At 62.5% G+C, this 23,405-nt stretch carries 19 protein-coding genes; all 19 read left to right on the top strand.

From position 1 onward, the window contains the following. Positions 1–87: 87 nt before the first annotated feature. A complete protein-coding gene (locus VFV96_06425) occupies positions 88–978 on the top strand; it encodes a polysaccharide deacetylase family protein (protein HEU5070032.1) in 891 nt (296 codons plus the stop codon). A gap of 42 nt (positions 979–1,020) precedes the next feature. Then, complete coding sequence (locus VFV96_06420) at positions 1,021–1,893, top strand: glycosyltransferase family A protein (GenBank protein ID HEU5070031.1); 873 nt, start codon at positions 1,021–1,023, stop codon at positions 1,891–1,893. 4 nt (positions 1,894–1,897) lie between these two features. Continuing rightward, positions 1,898–3,007 carry a glycosyltransferase family 2 protein gene (locus VFV96_06415; protein HEU5070030.1) on the top strand — a complete coding sequence of 370 codons (1,110 nt, stop codon included), beginning with the start codon at positions 1,898–1,900 and terminating at the stop codon, positions 3,005–3,007. After that, positions 2,995–4,950 carry an asparagine synthase (glutamine-hydrolyzing) gene (gene asnB, locus VFV96_06410; protein HEU5070029.1) on the top strand — a complete coding sequence of 652 codons (1,956 nt, stop codon included), beginning with the start codon at positions 2,995–2,997 and terminating at the stop codon, positions 4,948–4,950. Before VFV96_06415 ends, asnB begins: the two co-directional genes overlap by 13 nt. 19 nt (positions 4,951–4,969) lie before the next feature. Continuing rightward, a complete protein-coding gene (locus VFV96_06405; protein HEU5070028.1) occupies positions 4,970–6,208 on the top strand; it encodes a glycosyltransferase family 4 protein in 1,239 nt (412 codons plus the stop codon). Beyond that, positions 6,205–7,578, top strand: coding sequence for a hypothetical protein (locus tag VFV96_06400; GenBank protein ID HEU5070027.1), 1,374 nt, complete (start codon positions 6,205–6,207; stop codon positions 7,576–7,578). The genes VFV96_06405 and VFV96_06400 overlap by 4 nt, the downstream gene beginning before the upstream one ends. A gap of 19 nt (positions 7,579–7,597) precedes the next feature. Further along, positions 7,598–8,857: a GNAT family N-acetyltransferase gene (locus VFV96_06395; GenBank protein ID HEU5070026.1), complete on the top strand. Its 1,260-nt coding sequence runs from the start codon at positions 7,598–7,600 to the stop codon at positions 8,855–8,857. Between the two features lie 86 nt (positions 8,858–8,943). Then, a complete protein-coding gene (locus VFV96_06390; protein ID HEU5070025.1) occupies positions 8,944–9,516 on the top strand; it encodes a hypothetical protein in 573 nt (190 codons plus the stop codon). A gap of 48 nt (positions 9,517–9,564) precedes the next feature. Further along, entirely contained in the window at positions 9,565–10,509 is a 945-nt protein-coding gene (locus tag VFV96_06385; protein ID HEU5070024.1) for a glycosyltransferase, read from the top strand. Between the two features lie 254 nt (positions 10,510–10,763). Further along, complete coding sequence (locus VFV96_06380; protein HEU5070023.1) at positions 10,764–13,286, top strand: choice-of-anchor Q domain-containing protein; 2,523 nt, start codon at positions 10,764–10,766, stop codon at positions 13,284–13,286. Between the two features lie 237 nt (positions 13,287–13,523). Further along, complete coding sequence (locus VFV96_06375) at positions 13,524–14,141, top strand: acyltransferase (protein ID HEU5070022.1); 618 nt, start codon at positions 13,524–13,526, stop codon at positions 14,139–14,141. 77 nt (positions 14,142–14,218) lie between these two features. Further along, positions 14,219–15,295: a glycosyltransferase gene (locus tag VFV96_06370; GenBank protein HEU5070021.1), complete on the top strand. Its 1,077-nt coding sequence runs from the start codon at positions 14,219–14,221 to the stop codon at positions 15,293–15,295. Between the two features lie 48 nt (positions 15,296–15,343). Next, the gene (locus tag VFV96_06365; protein ID HEU5070020.1) at positions 15,344–16,519 is read left to right on the top strand and encodes a DegT/DnrJ/EryC1/StrS family aminotransferase; all 1,176 of its coding nucleotides are present in this window, start codon (positions 15,344–15,346) and stop codon (positions 16,517–16,519) included. 67 nt (positions 16,520–16,586) lie between these two features. Further along, positions 16,587–17,258, top strand: a complete 672-nt coding sequence (locus tag VFV96_06360; protein ID HEU5070019.1) for an acetyltransferase — start codon at positions 16,587–16,589, stop codon at positions 17,256–17,258. Between the two features lie 6 nt (positions 17,259–17,264). Then, complete coding sequence (locus VFV96_06355; protein HEU5070018.1) at positions 17,265–18,716, top strand: lipopolysaccharide biosynthesis protein; 1,452 nt, start codon at positions 17,265–17,267, stop codon at positions 18,714–18,716. Positions 18,717–18,762: 46 nt separating this feature from the next. Further along, positions 18,763–19,773: a glycosyltransferase gene (locus tag VFV96_06350; protein ID HEU5070017.1), complete on the top strand. Its 1,011-nt coding sequence runs from the start codon at positions 18,763–18,765 to the stop codon at positions 19,771–19,773. 54 nt (positions 19,774–19,827) lie between these two features. Beyond that, the gene (locus VFV96_06345) at positions 19,828–21,390 is read left to right on the top strand and encodes a lipopolysaccharide biosynthesis protein (protein ID HEU5070016.1); all 1,563 of its coding nucleotides are present in this window, start codon (positions 19,828–19,830) and stop codon (positions 21,388–21,390) included. An 11-nt stretch (positions 21,391–21,401) separates the two neighbouring features. After that, a complete protein-coding gene (locus VFV96_06340; GenBank protein ID HEU5070015.1) occupies positions 21,402–22,409 on the top strand; it encodes a glycosyltransferase in 1,008 nt (335 codons plus the stop codon). Next, positions 22,375–23,405, top strand: a 1,031-nt coding sequence (locus VFV96_06335; protein ID HEU5070014.1) for a hypothetical protein, incomplete at its 3' end; no start/stop codon positions are given. The genes VFV96_06340 and VFV96_06335, both read left to right, overlap by 35 nt.

The raw sequence follows: 23,405 nt of genomic DNA, 5'->3' as shown, positions 1-23,405 counted from the left end.
GTTGCGGCGCCTTGCGGGTGCGGTCGGCCATCCCGGTCCAGCCGGGGCCGGCGACGGTGCTCGATCGCTGAGGGGAAGGAAAATCATTTGCGGCTCGATCGTGTCATTACCTTGAACCTGGTGCAGCCGGCCCGGCGCCTGAACGGCGCCGCGTCGCCGGAGACGTTTCTGCCGGTCCTGATGTATCACAGCATTTCGGACGGCGCGGAACCCGGCCTGCATCCGTATCACCGCGTCTGCACCAGTCCGCAACGTTTCCGCGAACAGTTGCAATGGTTGCAGGACAACGGTTGCCGCGGGGTTGCCCTCCAGACCGGCCTCGACTGGCTGCAACGCGGGGCGCCGACGGAAAGCAATCCGGGCCGCAACGGGCGTCCCGTGGTCCTCACCTTCGATGACGGTTTTCACGACTTTTACACGGTCGCCTGGCCCGTGCTGCGGGAGTTCGGTTTTTCGGCGACGATGTATCTGCCCACCGCCTTCATCACCCCCAATGCCACGTCTTCGAATGGCCGGGGTGAATTCATGGGGCGCGCCTGCCTGAACTGGACGGAGGTGCGCGAGTTGCAGGGCGCGGGCATTGAGTTTGGTTCGCACACCGTGCATCACCCCAAGCTCGTGGACCTGGCCTGGCCGCAGATTCGCGCTGAACTGCAGGACTCCAAGGCCGCCATCGAGCAGCAACTGGGCGTGGCGTGCCGCGCGTTTGCGTATCCCTACGCCTTTCCCGGGACGAACCGCGAGTTTGTGAAGCAGTTCAATGCCACGCTCGCGCTGGCAGGTTACACCTCGCATGTCACCACCCAGATTGGCCGCCTGGCGCCGGGCGATGACCTGCTGCAGATCCGGCGCCTGCCGGTGAATCAGGACGATGATCCGCCGTTTCTGGCGGCCAAACTCGCGGGCGCCTACGACTGGCTGGGGCCGCTGCAAACGATGAGCAAAGCGCTGCGCTCGGTCGGCGCCAGCCGGGACTGACCGTGACCGCCGCCGCCGCTTTCCTTTCCCCGCATTCAAGTCATGCCTGATTACGTCGTCATCACGCCGGTCCGCAACGAGGGCCGGCACCTGCCGCAGACCATCGCGTCCATGGCGGCCCAGCCGGTGCCGCCGAAGCGCTGGGTCATTGTCAACGACGGCTCGACGGACGACACGGGGGCCATCATTGCCGCAGCCGTCCAGCGGCATCCCTGGATCCAGTCGGTCACCCGGCCGGACCGCGGCTTTCGCAAATCGGGCGGTGGGGTCGTGGAGGCGTTCTACGACGGCTACGAATTGCTCCGTGACGTGCCGTGGGATTATTTGGCCAAGCTCGACGGGGACCTGGCGTTCGACGCCGGCTTCTTTCCGGGCTGTTTTGCCCGCTTTGAACAGGAGCCGCGGCTGGGCATCGGCGGCGGCACGATTTGCGAACAGGTGGACGGCCGGCTGGTGGCCGAGAAAACGGGCGACCCGCGTTTTCACGTGCGCGGGGCCACGAAGATTTACCGGCGTCAATGCTGGGAGGAAATCGGCGGCCTGGTCCGGGCGCCCGGCTGGGACACGGTGGACGAACTCAAGGCCAACATGCTGGGCTGGACCACGCGCACCTTTCCCGAACTCAAGCTGCACCAGCTCAAGTTCACCGGTTCGGCGGACGGGCTGTGGCGCGGCTGGGTCAAAAACGGCCGGGCCAATTACGTGACGGGCTATCATCCGCTGTTCATGCTGGCGAAATGCGCCCGGCGCACGCTTCGCCGGCCCTACCTGGTCGGCGCGGCCGGCCTGGCCTGGGGTTACCTGAGCGGTTACTGGCAAAGCGCCACGCCTTGTGTGGACGACCGCCGGCTGATTCGCTACGTGCGCGACCAGCAACTGCGCAAACTGACCTTCCGCCCCAGCCTCTGGGATTGACCTGATGGCCCGTTCCCCTCATCGCGACCCCGCCGCGCCAGACGCTTCCGTCTCCGGAACGCCGGTGACGGTTTCCATCGTCATCGTCAATTGGAATTCGTGCCGCTACGTCCGGGAATGCCTGGCCGCGCTGCGCGAACAGTGCCGCTGCCCTCATGAGGTCATCGTGGTGGATTCCGGCTCGTTCGACGGCTGTGACGCCATGCTCGCGCGGGAATTCCCGGCGGCGCGCTACGTGCAAAGCGCCGCCAACATCGGGTTCGCCGCGGCCAACAATCTGGGCGCCCGCGCCGCCACGGGCGCGCTGCTGCTGTTTTTGAACCCGGACACGGAGGTCGTCGGTGCGGCGGTGGAACGGCTGGTGCAGGTGCTGGCGGAGCATCCGGCCGCGGGCCTGGCCGGCGCCCGGCTGCTGAACACGGATGGCTCGCTCCAGACCAGTTGCATTCAATCTTTTCCCACGGTGCTCAATCAACTGCTCGATGCCGAGTGGCTCCGCCGCCGGTTCCCGCGGTCGCGGTTGTGGGGCGTGGCGCCGCTCCATGATCCGTCCACCCGGCCGGCCGCCGTGGAGGTCGTTTCGGGCGCCTGCATCCTGATCCGGCGGGCGGTCTTTGAAGCCTTGGGTGGATTTGATCAACGGTTCTTCATGTATTCCGAGGATCTTGATTTGTGCCAGCGCACCCGGCAGGCGGGGTGGCAATGCCTCTACGTGCCGGACGCGGTGATCGTGCATCACGGCGGCGGTTCCTCCAGTGCGGCGCGCAGTTCATTTTCCGTGGTGATGATGCGGGAATCCGTCTGCCGGTTGCTGCGGTTTCATCGCGGCGCGGGGGTCGCGCGAACGTATCGCCTGGCCCTGGGCGCGGCGGCGCTCGTGCGGCTGCCGTTGACCGGCGTCGTCGCGCTGGTGCGCCGGCTGCGCGGCCGGCCCAACGCCGCGGCTTCGTTGCGCAAATGGTTCGCGATTCTGCGCTGGAGTCTCGGCTTGGAGGTGTGGGCGGCGGCGAAGCACGGTCCGCGGGCCGATGAACCCGTGACGGTCACGGGCGGGGAACGTTCGGGTCTGGCCTGCGCCAGTGCGCCCGAGGTGAAAAAATCATGTGTGGCATAGCTGGCAAGGTGGTTTTTGACGCGGCGGCCCGCGTGACGGAGCACGACATCCTGCGGATGTTGACGCCCATCCTGCACCGCGGGCCCGACGGCAATGGCATCCACCTCGACCGCAACGTGGGGTTGGGACATTGCCGGCTGTCCATCATCGACCTCGACGGCGGGGCACAGCCGATGACGAACGAGGACGAAAGCGTCTGGATCGTTTTCAACGGCGAGATTTACAACTACGCGGAACTGCGGGAACGGCTCCTGGCGCGCGGCCACGTCTTCCGGTCCCGCTCGGACACCGAGGTCATCATCCACCTTTACGAGGACCTGGGCCCGGAATGCGTCAACGAACTGCGGGGCATGTTTGCCTTCGCGATTTGGGACGCGAAGCGGCAGCGCCTGTTCCTCGCGCGCGACCGTGTGGGCATCAAGCCGCTCTACTACGCAGCCGATGCGCGCGGCCTCCAGTTCGCGTCCGAACTGAAGGCCATCGTGGCCGACCCCGCCGTGAGCCGGGAGGTCAACCTTGCGGCGCTCCGGACGTTTCTGGCGTTCAACTACCTGCCGGGCGAGGCCACCCTGTTCAAGGCGGTGCATAAACTGCCTCCCGGTCACTGGCTGATGATCGAAAAAGGCCGGATGACGGTGCGGCAATATTGGGATTTGCGTTTCACACGGGACCGCTGGGACTGCTCCTTCGAGGGCTGCGTCTCGGAGCTGCATGATCTTCTGCGGGACACCGTGCGGGATCACCTGATGGCGGACGTGCCGGTGGGGGTGTTGTTGAGCGGCGGGGTGGATTCCTCCGCCGTGCTGAATTTTGCCGTGCAGGGCAGCGCCCGGCCGGTGGCGAGCTTCACCGTGGGTTTTGCCGGCGATCAGGTGGTGGATGAACGCCCCTTCGCCCGCCAGGCCGCGCAACGGTTCGGCTCCGTCCACCATGAAATTACAATCACCGAGCAGGATTTCTGGGACTTTCTGCCGGCCTACGTCTGGCACATGGAAGAGCCCGTCTGCGAACCGCCCGCCGTCGCGCTGCATTACGTCACCCGCTTCGCCCGGTCCCACGTCAAGGTCCTCCTGTCCGGCGAAGGCGGTGATGAGGCGTTTGCGGGCTATCCCAACTACCCCCACATGCTGCAACTGGACCGGCTCCAGGCCGGGCTCGGGCCGCTGGCCTCCCCGGTCGGCCGGCTGGCGGCGTGGACGGGCCACCTCGCCGGGGACCGCCGGCTGCAACGGTATGGCGCCGCGCTGGGCCGGCCGCTCGCCTCGCAATACTTCAGCCGCACGTCGGGCCCCACGGCGTTCTTCAACCGCGCGGCGGATTCCTTTTTCACCCCGGAATTCCGGCGGCACACCGCCGCCGTGTCGGCCGCCGGCCAGGTGGCGGAACTGCTCCGCGCCGTGCCGGACGAGCCGTTGCTGCACCGGATGCTTTACGTGGACAGCAAGACGTGGCTGCCGGACGACCTGCTGGTGAAGGCGGACAAGATGACCATGGCGAATTCGCTGGAGCTGCGCGTGCCGTTGCTGGACCACCGGGTGCTGGAATTTGCCGCCTCCCTGCCGCCGGAGTTCAAGGTGCGCGGCGCGGAGACCAAGCGCATTTTGAAGGCCGCCTTCGCCCGCGCGCTGCCGGCGGACGTGCTCAACCGGAAAAAGGCGGGTTTCCCGGTGCCTTACGAAGGCTGGTTGCGCAACGGCCTCAAGGCCGGCCTCGAGGCGACGCTCCTGTCGGACCGGGCGCTGGGGCGCGGCTTTTTTGCGAAGGAACAGGTCAGCCGCCTGCTGCGGGCCAACGCGCGCACCGGCCGTTTCGCCAAGGAAGTGTTCTCCCTGCTCGCGCTGGAACTGTGGCAACAACGCTTCGTCGATGCGCCACCCGCGGTGGCGCCAGAAAGCCCGACGGTCAAGCTGTCCCCGACGCTCCAGGGAAGCCGCGTCCAGTAAACGGCCTTTCGTTAACTCAATGGAAAACCGCCCGTCATCCATTCCGGAGCAAAAACCCCTGCGGGTGCTGCACAGCTTTCCCCACCGGTTGGGGATGAGCCGGATTTGCACAACGGCGTGGTATGAAATCGACAGTGCGGCGGCGGCGGGCGCCGAGCTGCGCGTGCTCACGGGTGACTCGGTGCGTCCGTTTCAACGGCCGGTGCGGGTGGAGACCACGTTGTCACGGGGCCGGTGGCGGCTGCCCTATCGTTTGCTCGGCACCTACCGGATGTGCGCCCTGCACGACTGGCTGGTGGCACGGCGGCTGCCGGCGCTGGCGGGGAAGGTCGATGTCATTCATGCGTGGCCGCTCGGGGCCTTGCGCACCATTCGGGCGGCGAAACGGCTGGGCATTCCGGTGGCCTTGGAACGCTGCAACGCCCACACCCGCTTCGCTTATGAAGTGGTGCGGCAGGAGTGCGAACGCATCGGGGTGCCGCTGCCCCCCGGCCACGAGCACGCCTACAACGCAAGATTTCTGGCCAAGGAAGAGCAGGAATATCAGGAGGCCGACAGCTTGTTGTGTCCTTCCGAATTCACCGCCAGGACATTTCTTGATCGAGGGTTTCCGCGCGAACGTCTGGTGCGGTTCATTTACGGAGTGGACGAAAAGAAGTATCATCCGGCTTCAGAACCTCGTCCTGCTGGCGGCGGTTTGAAAATGATTTTTGTGGGGGTTTGTGCGGTGCGCAAGGGATTGCATTATGCCCTCGAAGCGTGGCTGAAGTCCGAGGCATCAAAGGATGGGACCTTCCTGATCGCGGGCGAGTTCATTCCAGCCTACCAGCAAAAACTGGCCCCCTTGCTGGCCCACCCCAGCATTCAGGTCCTGGGCCATCGCAACGACGTTCCCGAACTGATGCGGCAGTGTGACTTGTTCGTGCTGCCCAGCATTGAGGAGGGCTTTGGGCTGGTCTGCACGGAAGCCCTGGCCAGCGGATGTGTGGCGCTCGTCTCGGACGCCTGCACGGATCTGTGTCGCCACATGGAGAACAGTTTGGTGCATGCGGTGGGCGATGTGGACGCATTGACCGCACACCTGTCCCTGTTGCACCGCGACCGCAACCTCCTGGCGAAGCTGCGTGAGGCAGCGCTTCAGGGCCTTTCCGGGATGACGTGGACTGCGGCGGGGAACATGCTGTTGTCCGCTTATCGTCAAACGTTGAATTTGCACGGGCGCATGGGGCTCAACCTGGAGAGAGGGCAGGCATCATGAATCCGGTCGGTGCTGCGCTCCTTTTGGTTTTGCTGTTTGTGGTGTGGGTGGCGCCACGCCAGTGGGCCCTGCTGGGGATGATGGCGGGGGTGATTTATCTGACCGAAGGCCAGGCAATTCACGTAGGCGGGTTCAACATGTTCCCGCACCGTTTTCTGGAGCTGGCCGCCTTCCTCCGGGTTGTGTCACGTGGCGAGTTTTCCTTCCGGCAACTCAACCGGATCGATAAGGCGCTGCTCTGGCTTTATGTTTTTACGACGGTGGTCTTCCTGCTTCGTTCAAGCAAGGGAGTCGCCTATCAAATCGGCATCGCGGTCGATGCCTTTCTGTGTTACTTCGCCTTTCGCGGACTGATCAACAGCGTCGAGGGCTTTCGCTGGTTTCTGCGCGCGTTCGTCATCGTGCTTCTGCCGTATACCTTGATCGTGCTGACTGAAAGCTTCACCCACCACAATCCATTTGCCTTCATGGGGGGGATTGAGGGGGGCAGCCATTGGATGCGCAATGGTCGGCCGCGCTGCTTCGGCAGCTTCCGCCAGCCAGATACGCAGGGCATGTTTGGGGCGACTTTTCTCCCGCTCTACGTGGGCATGGCGTGCCTGTTCAACGAGCGCAAGCGGGCGTTGCTGGGCGCGGGGCTTTGTCTGCTGCTCGCTTGGGCGGCCAATGCGGGCGGGGCGGCTTCGGCGGCGGCCACCGGGCTGGCGTGCTGGGCCCTGTGGCGCTTCCGCACCAGGATGCGGCTGGTGCGCTGGGGCATTGTCGGGGTCATTGCACTCCTCGACGTGACGATGAAAGCGCCCGTCTGGTATATCTTCGCGCGGCTGGCATCCATTACCGGAGGCGACGGCTGGCACCGTTCCTATCTCATCGATGTTTCCATGCAGCACTTGAGCCAATGGTGGCTGTCGGGCATTCCCATCACCCAAACGGCCGGGTGGTTTCCTTACGATCTGGATACGACCGGCGGGGCGGACATCACCAATCAATATATTGCCTTTGGCCTGACGGCCGGAGTGGGCGCCATGATTTTGTTCATCCTGCTGCTGGTGCGCGCCTTTCAGGAGTTGGGCCGGGCGCTCGCCGCCAGCCGGGTGAATGCGTCCCAGCCGGCCGAAAACGAATACCTGCTCTGGGGGCTGGGGGTCATGCTGATGGTCCATGTCAGCAACTGGTTTGGGATCACCTATTTTGACCAGATGTATATGGTCTGGTTCATGCAGTTGGCGGCCGTTTCCAGCCTGGCCCAGGAGTGTTGTGTTGCGTCGGCGGACAGCCTGTCCGCGACCCAGCCGGCGGCGGCGGAAGTGGCGGACGGCGCGGACGCCGCCTTGGACGGACAGATGGTCAACCCCACCGCCACCAAGTAGCGGGGCACGCATGGGCGACATGGAAATTAAAATCATCAGCACGCCGGAGGCATTGGAACAACTGCGTCCGTTCTGGGAGGAAGTCCAATGGCACCCGGGAGCGGACTACGAGTTCTTTACGATGATTCTGCGCAGCCGGTCGGAGATCATCTCTCCCTGTGTGCTGGCCGGATTCGAAGATGGACGTCCCGTTGCGTTGCTGGCCGGCCGGCTGGAACAGACCAGCATGCCAGTTTCCTTGGGGTATGCCACCTTGTTTCGCATCCCCATCCGACAGGTTGTATGGATCGAGGGCGGATTCATGGGCCGATGTGCCCCTGAGATTTGGCAACAATTCGCACAATGCCTTCACCGCGTGTTTGCCGAACTGGCCCCTGACCGGGTCGTATTCGAACAAATCCAAGTCGGCTCCGTGCCGTTGTCCTTCCTGCACCGGACCTTCAGCGCCCTGCGTTCGAGTGATTTGTCCAGTGGGATCAAGCATTGGCGGATGCGCATGCCAGGGAACTGGGAGGAGTTTTTGAAGGCCCGCAGTAAAAAGCACCGTTACTGGCTGAAGCGGCTGGATGGGGTGCTCGATCGCGATTTTGCCGGGCAGTGGACCATAAAGAAGTATGTGAGCGAGGCCGATGTGGAGGCCTTTGCCAGTGCGGCTGAACGCGTCGCCAGCAAGACCTATCAACGGGGTCTTGGGGTCGGCTTCCAGCTCAAAGACGAAAGCATTCAGCGCATGCGGAATGAGGCCCGGCGTGGCCAGTTGCGGGGCTACGTGCTGTTCATCCGGGATGAACCGGGGGCGTTCTGGCACTGCTTCGAGTATCACCACACGCTCTATCTCGCCTCAACGGGCTATGATCCGGCCTATCGCAGCTATGAAATCGGGACGGTTCTGTTGTTGCGGGCCTTTCGTGATCACTGCGGCAGCGGGGTCGAATATGTGGATTTTGGGCTGGGTGACGCCGGTTACAAGCAGCGCTTCGGCACGGACTGTTACGCGGAAGTTTCCCGGTGCGTGTTCCGCCGGTCGCCCGCGGGCGTGATTTTGAATCTCCTGCAAAAATGCCGCGTTTTTACCGTTGAACTGACCAAGTGGCTGCTGACAAAATTGCAGCTCACCCAGCGATTGAAAACGATGTGGCGGCGCAGGATTGAGCGTCGTATTGACGCGGGAGCCGTTGAGCCCGAAGCAAAGGGCGCAACCGCGCAGACTCAATCAAGACCGCAACCGCAACCGACGGAACCTGTCTTGAGTGTCCCCGAAACACGCAATGAAACGTAGCCCTCGCATGGTTATGAACGGGCAAAACAACTGTCCGCCAAGTTCCGGTATCTGGCACTCCTCAGAAGAGCCATCCCTTAACAATTGTGAATACAAGCCTTCTCTCCTTCATTGTGGCTGGTTGTTGCTTCATGGTCGCAGATGGCGCGAAGGCGCAGGATGCGCTGTGGGCCTCCGACACGAACGACAAATTCTCGCTGACGCTGAGTGGAAGCGGCATCCCTTCGGGTGCGGTTAACTCTCCCTCCGGCCTCTGGCAGCTGAGCTACACGTTCAACTTTTATGAGTCGAACGCGAAGATATACCTTTCGCAGGGCTCATCCAGCGCGACCTTCCTGCCTGAACCCTCCCTGCAGTTGGTTTTTTCACCTTACGCGGATTTGCTCAACGGCACCCTCCCGGCTTACGACGGAAACACCTCGGACAACTACCTGGGGCTCGGTTCGGAAGGGTGGCATGGCAACCTGGACATCACCATCCTGTCCCAGCCGGATGTCGGCGACCCGGCCACGTGGACGTGGCAGATCGCGGCCGACGGCAACGGCCCGGCCATCGCCGTGCCCGAACCCACGTGGTCCGCTTGGTTGGTGATTTGCATTGGCACTGCCATCGCCGTGCGGCAGAAACGTGGAGAGCCGGCCGGCCGGTGCCGTCGTTGAGCCGCGGCGGGTGGGTTGCCAGCCTGCCCGTTTAAAATTGACCGCCTCATGATTTCAACGGTTCCAATGGTTCACCAGGGCCCGCTCGTCAGTGTCATCATTCCCGCCTACAACCGGGAGCACACCATTCAACGGGCGGTCAACAGTGTGCTGGCCCAAACCTACCGGCCGGTGGAAATCATCGTGGTGGACGACGGGTCAACCGACGCGACGGCCGACCAGTTGCAGGAATACGGCGACCGCGTCCGGCTGGTGCGCCAGAAAAACGGAGGACCCAGCAGTGCCCGCAACGCGGGCATCCGGCAGGCGAACGGCGAGATCATCAGCTTTTTGGATTCTGACGATGCCTGGCTGCCGGAGAAGCTGGCGTGCCAGGTGGCCTTGCTCGAACAACTGCGTCCCCACGGCGTGTTGTGCTGCATTTGCAATGCGCGCATGGTGAATGCGGATGGCACCGAAAGGACTTCGTTTGCCGCGGCCGGTTTGCTCCCGCACGAGCCGAGCGGCATCTGGGCCAACCCGGCGGAAGTGCTGCTCACCCGTTTCATCCTTTCCAATCAGACGCTGGCGGTGCGGCGTGAATTGCTGGAGCGAACGGGATTCTTCAATGAAAAATTTCGTTTGCTGGAAGATTACGACCTCGCGCTGCGCCTCGCGCTGATGGGCCCATGGGCTTACGTGGCCGAGCCCCTGGTGGTCTGGCACGGGGGCGCGGCAAACAGCTTGAGCGCCACGGCCTCCGACGTGGGGGCGCTGCAACGCACGATGGAGATCATTGCGGGATTGCAAACGGTTGAACCCTGGGCCTCGCGTCTGCCCCGGAGCGTCGCCCGCCGGCATCTAAGTTATCTCCGAACCCAATTGAGACTGAGCGGCCTCGCCAGACAACGTTCCGGGCTGGTGGATGCCGTGGTTCGTTTGTGTTCCCGCGCCCACAAGTGGGTTTATTATCGGCTGCCCGGCAGCCCGCAAATGATTGTGCAGCGGGGGTGAGTTGGCATGTTCGGCAACGTTGCAGAATGCGTCTCTTTCCGTGCGCGCGACGAGCTTTTTGCCCACCATTTGTCCGGCTCATGAAAAAATAAGTGTCGATCATTGTCGCGCCTAACCAACCTGATGCGTAAAGGCTCCAAGCTTTCAAATGGCTGTCCGGCAGGTGCCGCGGCAGCTCGGCATGTGGCTTGCTTCCTGTAACGCGGGTGACGTGGTATGCTGAGTCCGTCGCCCGTGTCTATTTGGAAAATGCTATGAAAATTTGCCCCAGGCTGTTCCCGTTGGTTCTCACCACGGCCATCGCCACAACTTGCTTTGCCTTAACGGCTGGAGCCACGACGTATTATGTGGACTATGCCGCGGGTTCAGACAGCAACGCCGGCACTTCGACCGGTGCCGCATGGAAACACTGCCCGGGCGATCCTGCCGCCTCCGGGAATCCGTTGTCTCAAAAACTCCAGCCCAATGACACGATTCTGTTCAAAGGCGGGGTCCGGTATGTCTTCACCTCGGCCAATTCAACGGGCATTCTTCTGAACAATGCCAGCGGCACGCTGGGTAATCCGGTCACTTTTGACGGCAACAGTGCGGGAGCCTGGGGCACGGGCAAGGCTGTCCTGACGGACAATAACAGCAATCCGGGACACAACGCCTTCTACTCTTCGGCTGCGGTGTCCAACATCGTCATTCGCAATTTCGTCATCACGCAGCTGGGCGGTTCGGCCACCTTGCCCCCCGACACCGGTGCGGCCGTGGCCGCCAACTGGGGGGCCGGCGTGAATTTGTCGGCCACGGCGCTGAATATCACCGTGCAGGACTGCGACCTGTCCATGCTGGGTTACTGGTATAACCAGAAGCCGATGAGTGCCGGTTCCATTGATGGCATGGGCATCGATTGCTTTCCCAACATGGCAGCCACCTACGGGAACATTCTGGTGACGAACTGCAATTTTTCCCGGATGGCGCAGGGCTGTAATTTCTCCGCCGGTCCCACCTTGACGAACATCACGGTGGCCAACTGCTCGTTCACGGATTCCATCATGTGGTGCGTGGACATCAATGTGCGCACCACCGGCACGTTTACGGATTACATCACCGTGCACGACTGCAAATTTTACGATTACTACCAGTTCAATCAGGATTACTGGACCGGTTACGGTGGCTGGCCACATACCGATGGCATCTTCTTCCGGGTGGATTACAGCGGCGCCTCGTTTGGGACCCACAACAATTTTTACAACAACAAATTCTACTACACGAAGAGCTCGGGCGGCGGCACGGCGCAGATGTATATCACGGAGGGGCCGAGCTGTAACATCTACAACAACGTTTTCATTGGCTCCGGTCTGGCCAACGGCAACGTCGTGATTGGCGACGGCCCCTTGGACGGCAGCAATAATCAGCTCGTCCGCGTCTTCAACAACACCTTTTACGACAGCTACACCTTCGATGTTTCCCTCAGCAACGAAAACGCGCCCAGCCGTCCCATTGGCAAGGTCTGGATGGCCAATAACATCTTTTACGATGCGATGTTGGGGAGCGGCAACAACTTCGTGGCCAAATTCGACACCGGCACCATTCCGTGGACGTGGGGCGTCACGAATTGGTTTATCAACAACAATCTTTACAAGTCCTTTAATGGCACGGGCAATTATCTTTATGCGCCCAAGGTGTGGGGAGAGGGGAACATTACGAGCATGCAGGCGTATGGCTGGGAAAAGAACGGCGTGGTGGCCGATCCCTTGTTCCTGAACATCACTCTCGGCCTGGCCAATGCGAGTTCGACCCTGAATGACCTGCGTTTGCAGACCAACAGTCCGGCCATTGGCGCCGGCACCAATCTGACCGCGCTGGCCGCGGTCCTGCCCGGCTTGGACAAGGACATTGCGGGCAATCCGCGTCCTGCGGTGGGCGGTTGGTCGATTGGCGCCTATGAGGCATCCACTTCCGGTGTTGGTGGTGGCGGCGGCGGCGGTGGCCTGCAGCTTCCGCCGGTGGTTTCCGCCATCACGCAGAGCGGGGCGGACGTGAACACCAACACGGCCGGACCGCAGGTCTTCGCCGGTTCCGTGGTGCAATACTCGGCCACGGCCTCGGATCCGAACAGTCTGCCGCTGACCTGGCAATGGAGTTATTCCGTCAATGGCGGCGCCGACACAGTGGTCCAAACCGGAGTGGGCGCGGTTGGCAGCGTGAGTTTCAATTACACGGCCGCCATGGCCGGCAGCACCTTTGTCTGGAAGCTGGCGGTGAACAATGGCCTGGCCAGTGCAACTTCCACGCTGACTGTGGGCGTGGTCGCGCCGCCGTCCCCGACCGCCGGGTTGAGTTTCCAGGCAGCGGATGCCACCGTCACGGCGCCGTTCGCCCTTTCTGGTGGCGCCATCGGGCAATCCGTGCAAACGGTCGATCCGACCCTGGGCGGTCAGGCGGTCTTCTCGTTCTACATCACCAACGCGGGCAATTACGTGATCCAGGCGGTCGTCAGTGCGCCGAACGACGCGAACAATTCCTTCTTTGTGAACGTGGATGGTCAGCCGGTGGATCCGACCATGATCTGGGACATCCCGCTGACCTCGGGCTTTGAGCAGCGCATCGTCAGCTGGCGCGGGAGCGGCTCCGACGGGAACAACGAATTCGTGCCGGCGGTCTTCAATCTGACGGCCGGTGCGCATCAGCTCATCGTGCGCGGCCGCGAGGCCTATGTGTCCCTGCAAAGCGTGGCCATCCTGAACTACCTCAGCCCGCCGCAGAACCTCCGCATCATCCCGCAGTGACCGTAGTGGAACCGGCCTCCCGCCGGCCCCACTGCGGAAGCGCGTTGACGCTTTGCGCCTCTGAACTGATGGAGCGCGGCTGTCCTCAGCCGCAGCGGGTGGCCGGCACAAAGGTGTTCCCATTTTTCAAGGAGGAGCGCTGACAATCGGGGGTGCTGCGGCTGGGACAGCCGCGCTCCGGTTCATGAGTGAAGTGACCGCGCTCCGTTCGTTGGTCCTTTTGCAGAGAATTCCATTATGGGTGTTGGCTTCATTGAGCGGGCCTACGAGTTGCAGGATCGGTTGCGCACCCGGCTCTTCACCTGGCTGCTGGCCGGACAGTTCAAGGAGTTCGGGCGCAGTTCACGGATTTCCCCGCCGTTCCGGTTTCGCGGGTTGCACCAGATGGTGTTCGGCGAAGGTGTCCGGATTCACGAGAACTGCTGGCTGCAAACCGTGGGCGATGCCGACGGCAACGCGGCTCCCAAGCTCGTCATTCACTCGCATACGGGGATTGGCATGGGGGCGCAAATTTCCGCCGCCCGCCAGATCGTGCTGGGCGAATACGTCCTGCTGGGCCGCAATGTTTTCATCTCGGACCATTCCCACGCCTTTCGCGACCCGGACATTCCGATCGTGCAACAAGGCATTGACGGCATTGCGCCCGTGTCGGTGGGGGCGCACACCTGGCTCGGGCACAACGCGGTCGTTCTGGCCGGCGTGACCATTGGCCGGCACTGCGTCATTGGCGCCAACTCGGTCGTCAAAGCCTCGATCCCGGACTATTCGGTCGCCGTGGGCGCACCCGCCCGGGTGGTCAAAAAATTCAATCCGAACACCCTCCGCTGGGAGTCCGTCAAATCCGCTGACGTTTGACGGGCTGCCAGCCCAAGCTTAGTCTTTCGAACTCTTGGTTTGTTCGCCGGCCCGGGCCGTTCGAGTGGAACCAAGGCTTGACGACACCGACACTTTTGAACGCGCTGCCGCCAGCCATGATTTGTCCCTCGGACCCAGTAACCGCTCCGCCCCTGGTGAGCGTGGTGATGCTGGCCTACAACCATGGTCCTTACATTCGTGAGGCCATTGAAGGCGTCCTCCAGCAGAAGACGTCGTTTCCCGTCGAGTTGATCGTGGGCGAGGATTGTTCACCCGACAACACGCGCGACATCGTGCGCGAATACGCGCGGACGCACCCGCAGGTGGTCCGGTTGCTGACGGGAGACAAAAATGTGGGGGCGCATGAGAATTGCCGGCGCTGTGAACTGGCCTGCCGGGGAAAATACATCGCCTACTGTGAAGGGGATGATTACTGGCATGCGCCAGACAAGCTGGCGCGGCAGGTCGCCTTTCTGGAGGCGAACCCGGATTACGTGATGGTGCACAGCGACTATCGCGCACTTTATGAAAGTTCGGGCCGGCTGATTCCGTCCGCATTGGGGGCGCGTCCGGGGCTGGATGATGCCGATGCCTACAACGAGATTCTCTCCGGGTCACGGAATGTGCTGACGCTGACGGTCTGCCTCCGGAGTGCGGTCCTGTTGCCGCTCTGCCAGGAGTGCCCGGAGTTTTATGATGCCCGTTTTCTAATGGGCGACACCCAGCGCTGGCTGGAAGTTTCCCGGCGGGGCAAGGTGAAGTATCTGCCGGAGTCCCTGGCCACGCACCGCTTCCTGCCGGAATCGGCCTCCCAATCCCGCAATCCGGCCCGGGCGTTGCGGTTCGCGTTGTCGGCCAAGGACGTGCTGGATTACTACCTGGCCAAATACGGCGGTTCAGCCGAAGCCCGACGGGCGGCCAGGGCAAGGTCGGCGTTGCATGTGCTGGGCCTGGCCTACGAGGCCGGAGATTTTCCCGCGGCGGCCCAGGCCTTGCAGGAATACGTGGGCGCAGGCCGCGTTCCCTGGGAGGCGCAACTTTACTACCATGGCAGCAAGTCACCGCTGGCGAAACAAATGGTGCGGCCGGCGCTGGCCACCCTGACCTTTTCCAAGCGCGGCTGGCGCAAGTTGGGCCGGATGGTGCGGTCCTGACTGGACACCGCTCACCGCCGGGATCCGGCGATTGACCCCTCACACCCCATGTTGAAGCCGTTTGAAAAACCCATTTACGTAACGAGTCCGTTTCTGCCGCCGCTGGCCGAATTCACGGAAGGCCTGCAGGAGATTTGGGATTCCCGCTGGCTCACGAACAACGGTCCCGTGGTGCAACGGTTCCAGCGGCAACTGGCGGAGTTGATGGGCAGCGACAATCTGTGCCTGTTCAACAACGGCACGCTCGCGCTGCAAATCGCCCTGCAAGGATTGCAGTTGTCCGGCGAAGTCATCACCACGCCCTTCACGTTTGTCGCCACCACGCACGCGCTTTACTGGAACAAAATCCGGCCGGTGTTCGTGGACATCGAGCCGGAACATTACACGCTCGACCCGGCCCAGGTGGAGGCGGCCATTACGCCCTGGACCACGGCCATCCTGGCGGTGCATGTCTATGGCTATCCCTGCCGGCTGGCCGAACTGGCGGACATCGCCCGGCGGCATCGGCTGGTGCTGTTGTATGATGCCGCCCACGCCTTCGGCGTGACCGTGGACGGCAAATCCATCGGCCACTATGGTGACCTGAGCATGTTCAGTTTCCACGCCACCAAGCTCTACCACTCGGTGGAGGGGGGCATGTTGATGTTTACCGATCCGGGCCTCAAAAAGCCGTTCGACTACCTCAAGAATTTCGGCTTTGAGAACGAGCTGGAGGTGGTCATGCCGGGCACCAACGCCAAGATGAACGAGTTTCAGGCGCTGATGGGCCTGCAGGTGCTGCGGTATCTGGAGGCCATCATCAGCCGGCGCGCGCAAATCGATGCGCTCTACCGGTCCTGCCTGAGGGACGTTCCGGGGCTGCGGCTGCCGCACCTCCCGGCGGGCAACGTCCGGTTCAATCACGCCTATTTCCCCGTCGAAATCGATGAGGCGGAATTCGGCCTGAGCCGCGACGGGCTCTACACCGCATTGCAGCAATACAATGTTTTCACGCGGCGCTATTTTTATCCGCTGGTGAACGATTTCCCCTGTTACCGCAATGTGGCCCTGACGGCGCCGCTGACCCAGGCCCGGCGCATCGCCCAACGGATTCTGACGCTGCCGATCTACGATTCCCTCGCGCTCGCGGACGTGGAGAAGATTTGCGAGCTGATCCGGCATTTGGGACGGCGAACGCCCCGCCGCACCCAGGCGGTGCGGCCCGTCGAACAGCCGGTGGCGTGATTTGCCCTGCGCCGGAGGCTCCTTCTCTCAATCAATCGCTCGCGACGCTACGGCGTGGTTCATTCTAGTGGCTCATCAAACCGTCATCATTTGGGGATCATCCGGTCACGCCTTGGTGGTGGCCGACATCCTGAGCCAGCAAAAGGAGGTCGCCATCGCCGGCATGATCGATGATTTCAAGCGGGACCGGCACGGAACGCTGGTCGAAGGCATTCCGGTGCTGGGCGGGCGGGAGTATCTGGATCAGGCGGCGGCTCAAGGGGTGACGCATGTCGTATTTGGCTTTGGCGATTGTGCGGCCCGCTTGCAGCTGGCGGCGGTGGTTGAGGCAAAAGGTCTTTCCCTGGCAACCGCAATCCATCCCCGGGCCACGGTGGCCGGCAACAGCCGGGTTGGGCCCGGTGCTGTCGTCGCCGCGGGGGCCGTGATCGGCCCACGGGCGTGCCTCGACCAGAACGTCATTGTCAACACGTGCGCCAGCGTGGATCACGAATGTCACATTGAGGCCGGGGCTCACATTGGTCCCGGTGCCCGCCTGGGCGGCTTGGTGACGGTGGCCGCGGCGGCATGGCTGGGCATCGGTGCCATCGTTCTCGACCGGATTCACATCGGTGCCGGGTCGATCGTGGGCGCGGGGGCCGTCGTGACCAAGGACGTGCCGGCCGGGGTGGTCGCGTATGGGGTTCCCGCCCGGGTCGTATGTTCCGTCGCCGAGCACGCCGCCAAATCAGTCCGCTAGTTCGTCGTGAGCCTCAAACACAAAGCCATCAATGCGGTGGTCTGGAGCGGGGTGGAGCGCCTGTCCGTGCAGGTGATCCGCTTCGCCATTGGGGTCATTCTCGCGCGCCTGCTCATGCCGGCGGAGTTTGGTTTGATCGGCATGCTCGGCATTTTCCTCGCCGTGTCCGGCGTGTTCGTGAACTGCGGATTGGGGGAAGGGCTGATTCAGAAGCAAAACACCACCCGCGAAGATGAGTCCACGGTGTTTTACGTGAACGTGCTCTTCGGCGCGCTGGTGGCGCTGGCGTTGTATCTGGCGGCGCCGTGGGTCGCCCAGTTCTACCGGCAGCCCATTCTCACCAGTCTCACGCGGCTCATGGCGCTGGACGTTTTCATCGGTTCGCTGGGGCTGGTGCAGACGATGCTCCTCACCAAGGAGATTGATTTCAAAACCCAGTTGAAGGCGAGCGCGCTTTCCACGGTGATTTCCGGAATCGTGGCCGTCATCATGGCCATGCGCGGTTGCGGGGTGTTGAGCCTGGTGGCGCAGGTGTTGCTTGGCGATGCCCTCCGCGTGGTGTTGCTGTGGGTTTACCACGACTGGCGGCCGGTGGCGGCGTTCAGCATGACCTCCTTGCGCGAGCTGCTGCCCTACGGTTCGAAGTTGTTCGCCTCGGGGTTGCTGAACAGCGCGTTCAACGAGATTTATTCGCTGGTCATCGGCCGCATCTACACGCCGGCGGCGCTCGGATTGTTTACGCGCGCCAAACAGATGCAGCAACTGCCGGTCGATAATCTGTGCAGCATCGTCGGGCGCGTCTCCTTCCCGGTGTTCGCCGCGGTGCAACAGGACAAGAGCCAGCTCAAACGCGGCGTGCGCAAGGCCGCCCAGGGACTGGCCTTGATCAACTTTCCGATGATGGCGGGGCTGGCCGTGATCGCCCACCCGCTGGTGGTGGTGTTGCTGACGGCAAAGTGGGAGGCCTGCGTGCCTTACATCCAGTTGCTGTGCGTGGGCGGGGCCCTCTATCCGCTGAGCCTGATTCACCTCAACGCGCTGTCCGCCCAGGGACGGTCGGATTTGTTTCTGCGGCTCGAAGTCATCAAGAAGGTCATTCTGGTGGCCGCCATTGCCGTCACGTTCCGCTATGGCGTCAAAGGCCTGCTTCTGGGCGACATCGTCGTCTCGATCATCGCGTGCGCGCTGAATTGCCATTACTCGGTCCGGTTGTTTGGTTACTCGTGGAAGGAACAAATTCTGGACTTGTCGCCCTATCTGGGCATTTCGACGGTCATGGGCGGGGCGGTGTGGCTGGCCGGACTGATTCCGCTGGGCGGGGAACTGGGGCGGTTGGTGGTCCAGGTGGCAGCCGGTGTCACCGTGTATTTCCTGTTGTGCCGGATTTGCCGGTTGTCCGCCTTTGCCGAAGCCTATGACGCCGTGGTGAGCCGGATGCCGCGTTGGCGTCCGGCATGAGTCCGTTCCAGCCGTAAACTGCCGGGTCATTCGTTAAGAGGTGGCCATGGTTGATACCATTCCCAAGGTTTCGTCTCCACCCGTTCGGGAGAGTGCCGTGGCGGCGCCACGCATTTCCGTCGTGGTGCCCACGTTCAACCGGCGTGACTCGTTGCGTCAGTTGCTGGAATCACTGGCGCGTCAGACGCTGCCGACGGCGGACTATGAAGTGGTGGTGGTGAGTGACGGGTCCACCGACGGGACCGGCGACCTGGTGCGCCGCCTGCAGGTTGCCCAGCCCAATGTGACCTTGCTGGAAACCCGCAACCGGGGGCCGGGCGCGGCGCGCAACGCCGGGGCGCGGGCGGCCCGGGCACCCTACATCGCGTTCACCGATGATGACTGCCTCGCCACGCCGGGCTGGCTGGAGAACCTGCTGCAGGCGTTCACCACCACGGGCGCCTGTGTCCTGCAGGGACGCACGACGACGAACCCGCAGCAGATTACGCCCTTCACGCACCAGGTGGACATGGAGGGACTGGACTCGGCCGTGCCCACGTGCAACGCGGCGTATGCCCGCACTGTCTTTGAACAGGCGGGCGGCTTCGATGAATCGTTTTCGTTTGCTCACAACGAAGACGCCGACCTCGCGTGGCGCGTCATGCCGCAGGGTGCGATCGTTTATGCGCCCGCCGCGCAGATTGAACATCCACCCCGTCGCGACACCTTCGTGCGGCGGGCGCGCTGGGTGAAATGTCTGGAGAGCGAGTTTTATCTGTTTTACAAGCATCCCGGGCTCTACCGGAAATTCCGGGGACATTCCCCCTGGTCGGTCATCTACTGGAACGTCTTTGTCATTGATCAACTCCGGCAGCTCCGGGCCTGCGGCCGGTATGTGGCTCGCCGGTTCAATCCTTATTACTTTGTGGTCGGCGTGGCGCTGGTTTGCACCCGCTGGTTCAATCTGCTCCGCTTTTTTCCGGCCTATCGCCGGGCCCAGATCTTTTACCGGGAGCACATTCGATCGCGCCCGTGCAGCGAAGGCCGGCAACACTTCGAAACGTCCCCTCGCAAGTGAAAGAACCGCCGGCTTTGTTCACCTGAATCGGCAACACACACAGTGTCAAACGAGATGAATCAGTCTGCTCCCATCAGTCAACCGGGGGCGGTCGCGGCGGAACCGAATCCGGCCGGCGGCTTGGGCCGGATTTTTGGCCGGCAGAACGCCGAGCAGATCAAGCGCAAATCCGTGCGCGGCGGCGCGGTCACCCTGGTTTCCCAGGGATTCAAGTTCGTGCTCACGACGGCCACCACCATGGTCATGGCCCGGCTGCTCACCCCGGCGGATTTCGGTTTGCAGGGGATGATCGTGGCGTGGACCGGCATCGTTGGTTTGTTTGGGGACATCGGTCTGAGCATGGCCACCATTCAAAGCGATACCGTCACGCACGAGCAAACGTCGACGCTGTTCTGGATCAATGTGGCGTTGGGCACCCTGCTGGCCTTGATGGTGGCCCTTCTGGCGCCCTTGCTGGCCGCCTTCAACCACGAGCCGCGGCTGTTCTGGATGACCCTGGTGGTGGCCTCGACGTTTTTGCTGGGCGGCCTGGGCGTGCAACACTCGGCCTTGCTGGTGCGGGAGATGCGGTTTCTCGCCCTGGCCAAGGTGCAAATCGCCTCGCTGGTGGCGGGTTCATTGACCGGCATTGCCATGGCCGCCTATGGGTGCGGCTACTGGGCGCTGGTGGGGAGCATGGTGGCCGCCCCGCTCGTCAACGTGGCGGGTTTGTGGCTTTCCGTCCGGTGGCTGCCCGGCCGGCCCCGGCGGGGCTTCGGGCTGCGCTCGGCGCTGCATTTTGGCGGCATCCTGACGTTGAACAATGTGGTGGTGTATCTGGGTTACAACCTGGAGAAGGTGTTGTTGGGACGCTTTTGGGGAGCGGACGCGCTGGGACTCTACGGCCGCGCCTATTCCCTGGTCAACCTGCCCACCACCCAGTTGCACAATGCCGTCAACACCGTGGCGTTTCCGGTCTTCTCCCGGTTGCAATCCGAGCCCGCGCGTTTGCGGACCTCCTTTCTGAAGGTTTATGCCACCGTGGTGTCACTCTGCATTCCGGTTACCCTCGGCTGTGTTCTGTTTGCACCGGAGATGATTCATATTGCGCTGGGGGCGCAGTGGGACGGCGCGGTGCCCATTTTCCGGTTGCTGGGCCCCACCGTGCTCGCCTTTGGCATGATCAATCCGTTCGGGTGGTTTTTGATTTCCACCGGCCGGGTGGTGCGCAGCTTCAACATCTCCCTGCTGATCGCGCCCGCGGTCATTCTGGGCATTTTGGGCGGGTTGCATTACGGCCCCAAGGGCGTGGCCCTGGCCTATTCGGTGGTGATGACGGTTTTGATCGTGCCGGTCATCCTTTGGGCGATCCGGGGGACCGGCATTCGCTTCATGGACATCTTAAAGTCACTCGGACCGGCGGCCTTGTCCGGTCTGTGCGCGGCGGCGGCCGGGTTGGGTTTCAACCTCCTGCTGGGGCAGGCATGGTCACCGGTGCTCCGTTTGCTGTGCGGGCTGGGGCTCGTGCTGGCGGTTGATGCGGGGATGCTGTTGTGGGTGATGGGGCAGAAAGCCTTCTTCGTGGATTTGGTCAGGGAAATGTTTCAACGCGGAAAAGGTCAACCACCGGAAACATAAAGGCGCGTCTTATGTCGGCACACATTCCTCGGGTCAGCGTCGGCTTGCCGGTTTACAACGGCGAGCGGTATTTGCGATCGGCCTTGGATTCCATCCTCGGCCAGGATTACCCCGACTTTGAGCTGATTATTTCGGACAATGCATCCACGGATGCGACGCCGGACATCTGCCGGGAGTATGCGGCCCGGGATGCGCGGATCCGCTATTACCGCAACGAGCATAACATTGGTGCGCGCGGGAATTACAACCGGGTTTTCGAACTCGCGCGCGGCGAATTCTTCAAGTGGGCTTCCCACGATGATGTCCTTTATCCAAGCCTGCTGCGGCGTTGCCTGGAAACCTTCGCCGACAGCCCCGCCGACACGGTGCTGGTTTTTTCGAAGGCCGAAATCATTGACGACGTTGGCAACGTCAAGGCGGTTTCCGCGGACACAGTCGATGCCACGCTGACGACCCCCAGCGGCCGGCTGGCCTCACTCATCTTTTTCCGGTGCTATGCCAACCCGCTTTGGGGTCTGATCAAGGCGGAGGCGCTGCGCCAAACCCGATTGATGGGCTGGATCGAGAGTGACCATGTTTTGCTGGCTGAGCTGGCGATGCGTGGCCGGCTGATCGAAATGTCCGAGATTTTGTATCAGCAAAGGCGTCACGCTGGTTCCGCCATTCCCAAGCACCCCAAGCGGCGAGATCTTTATGCGTGGACGGATCCGCGGAAGGGGAAAAGCGCCATTCTCCTGCCCCATTGGGTTTTGTGTGACTGGGAGTATTTCAAGGCGATTCGGCATGCCCGGCTTTCACTCTGGCAACAACTTTTGTGCAGCTCTGCCGTCTTGTGCGTGCCGGGGTGGCGCTGGTTTCTCGCCGTAACCGGGCCGGTTCGCGATCGTCTGGGCCTGCATCGAAAGCGGAAGGCAACGGAGCCGGGGATGACTCCCAAAGTTCAACTGGAGCCCGCCATGACCAATGAGCGGCAAATGAATGTCTATGATGCCAAAGTTACGCGTGGGGGAAATGGTTGAAGTCCGCAGCAAGGAGGAAATTCTCCGGACGTTGGACCAGCAGGGCCGATTGGATGGCCTGCCTTTCATGCCGCAGATGTTCCGCCATTGCGGCCAGCGGTTCCGGGTGTTTAAACGAGCCCACAAGACCTGCGACACCGTGTTTCCGGTGCGGGGCCGGCGCATGGCGGATGCGGTGCATCTGGAGACGCGGTGCAGCGGGACGGAATACGGCGGGTGTCAGGCGGGGTGTTTGATCTTCTGGAAGGAGGCCTGGCTGAAACGGGTGGATGGCCCCGGACAACCGGCTGCCGCCCCCGCCCAGCCGCAGGCGGCGCCCCTTACCGCGAGCGGAACGGCCGGTTGCACCGAGCAGGATGTGCTGGCGGGCACCCGCGCGCCCGGTCCGCAAGATCCGCACGATCCGGCTTACGTCTGTCAGGCGACGCAACTGCCGTATGCCACCACGGACCTCAAATGGTGGGATGCGCGGCAATACTTGGAAGACTTATGGTCGGGCAATGTGGGTTTATGGCAAATGGTGAAGGGCGGAGTTTATGCCACTTACTATCGTTTGAGCAACGCCAGGCTGGGGTTGGGACGTCCATTGCGGTGGTTCTACGACACGTTTCACCCCTTGTGGCGCGGGACTCGTTTTCCCCGGCACACCGGGACCATTCCCGTGAATGAATCGACGCCGACGCTGGCAACCCCGCTCCATTTGCAACCCGGGGAACTGGTGCGGGTCAAATCACATGAGGAAATCCTCAAGACCCTGAACATCGCCAACAAAAATCGTGGCCTCTATTTTGATGCCGAGATGGTGCCCTACTGCGGGGGCACTTACCGGGTGCTGCGCCGCGTAGGGCAGATCCTGGATGAGCGCACGGGCAAAATGACCCGGATAAAAAATGAGGCCATCATTCTGGACAACGTCATCTGCCAGTCCCGTTATAGTTACTGCCGGATGTTTTGTCCGCGGGCCATCTATCCGTATTGGCGGGAAATCTGGCTGGA

Source organism: Verrucomicrobiia bacterium (assembly GCA_035765895.1).
Lineage (GTDB): Bacteria > Verrucomicrobiota > Verrucomicrobiia > Limisphaerales > DSYF01 > DSYF01.
Note: the sequence above shows the minus strand (reverse complement) of the source record. Positions and strands in the feature narration are given on the sequence as shown.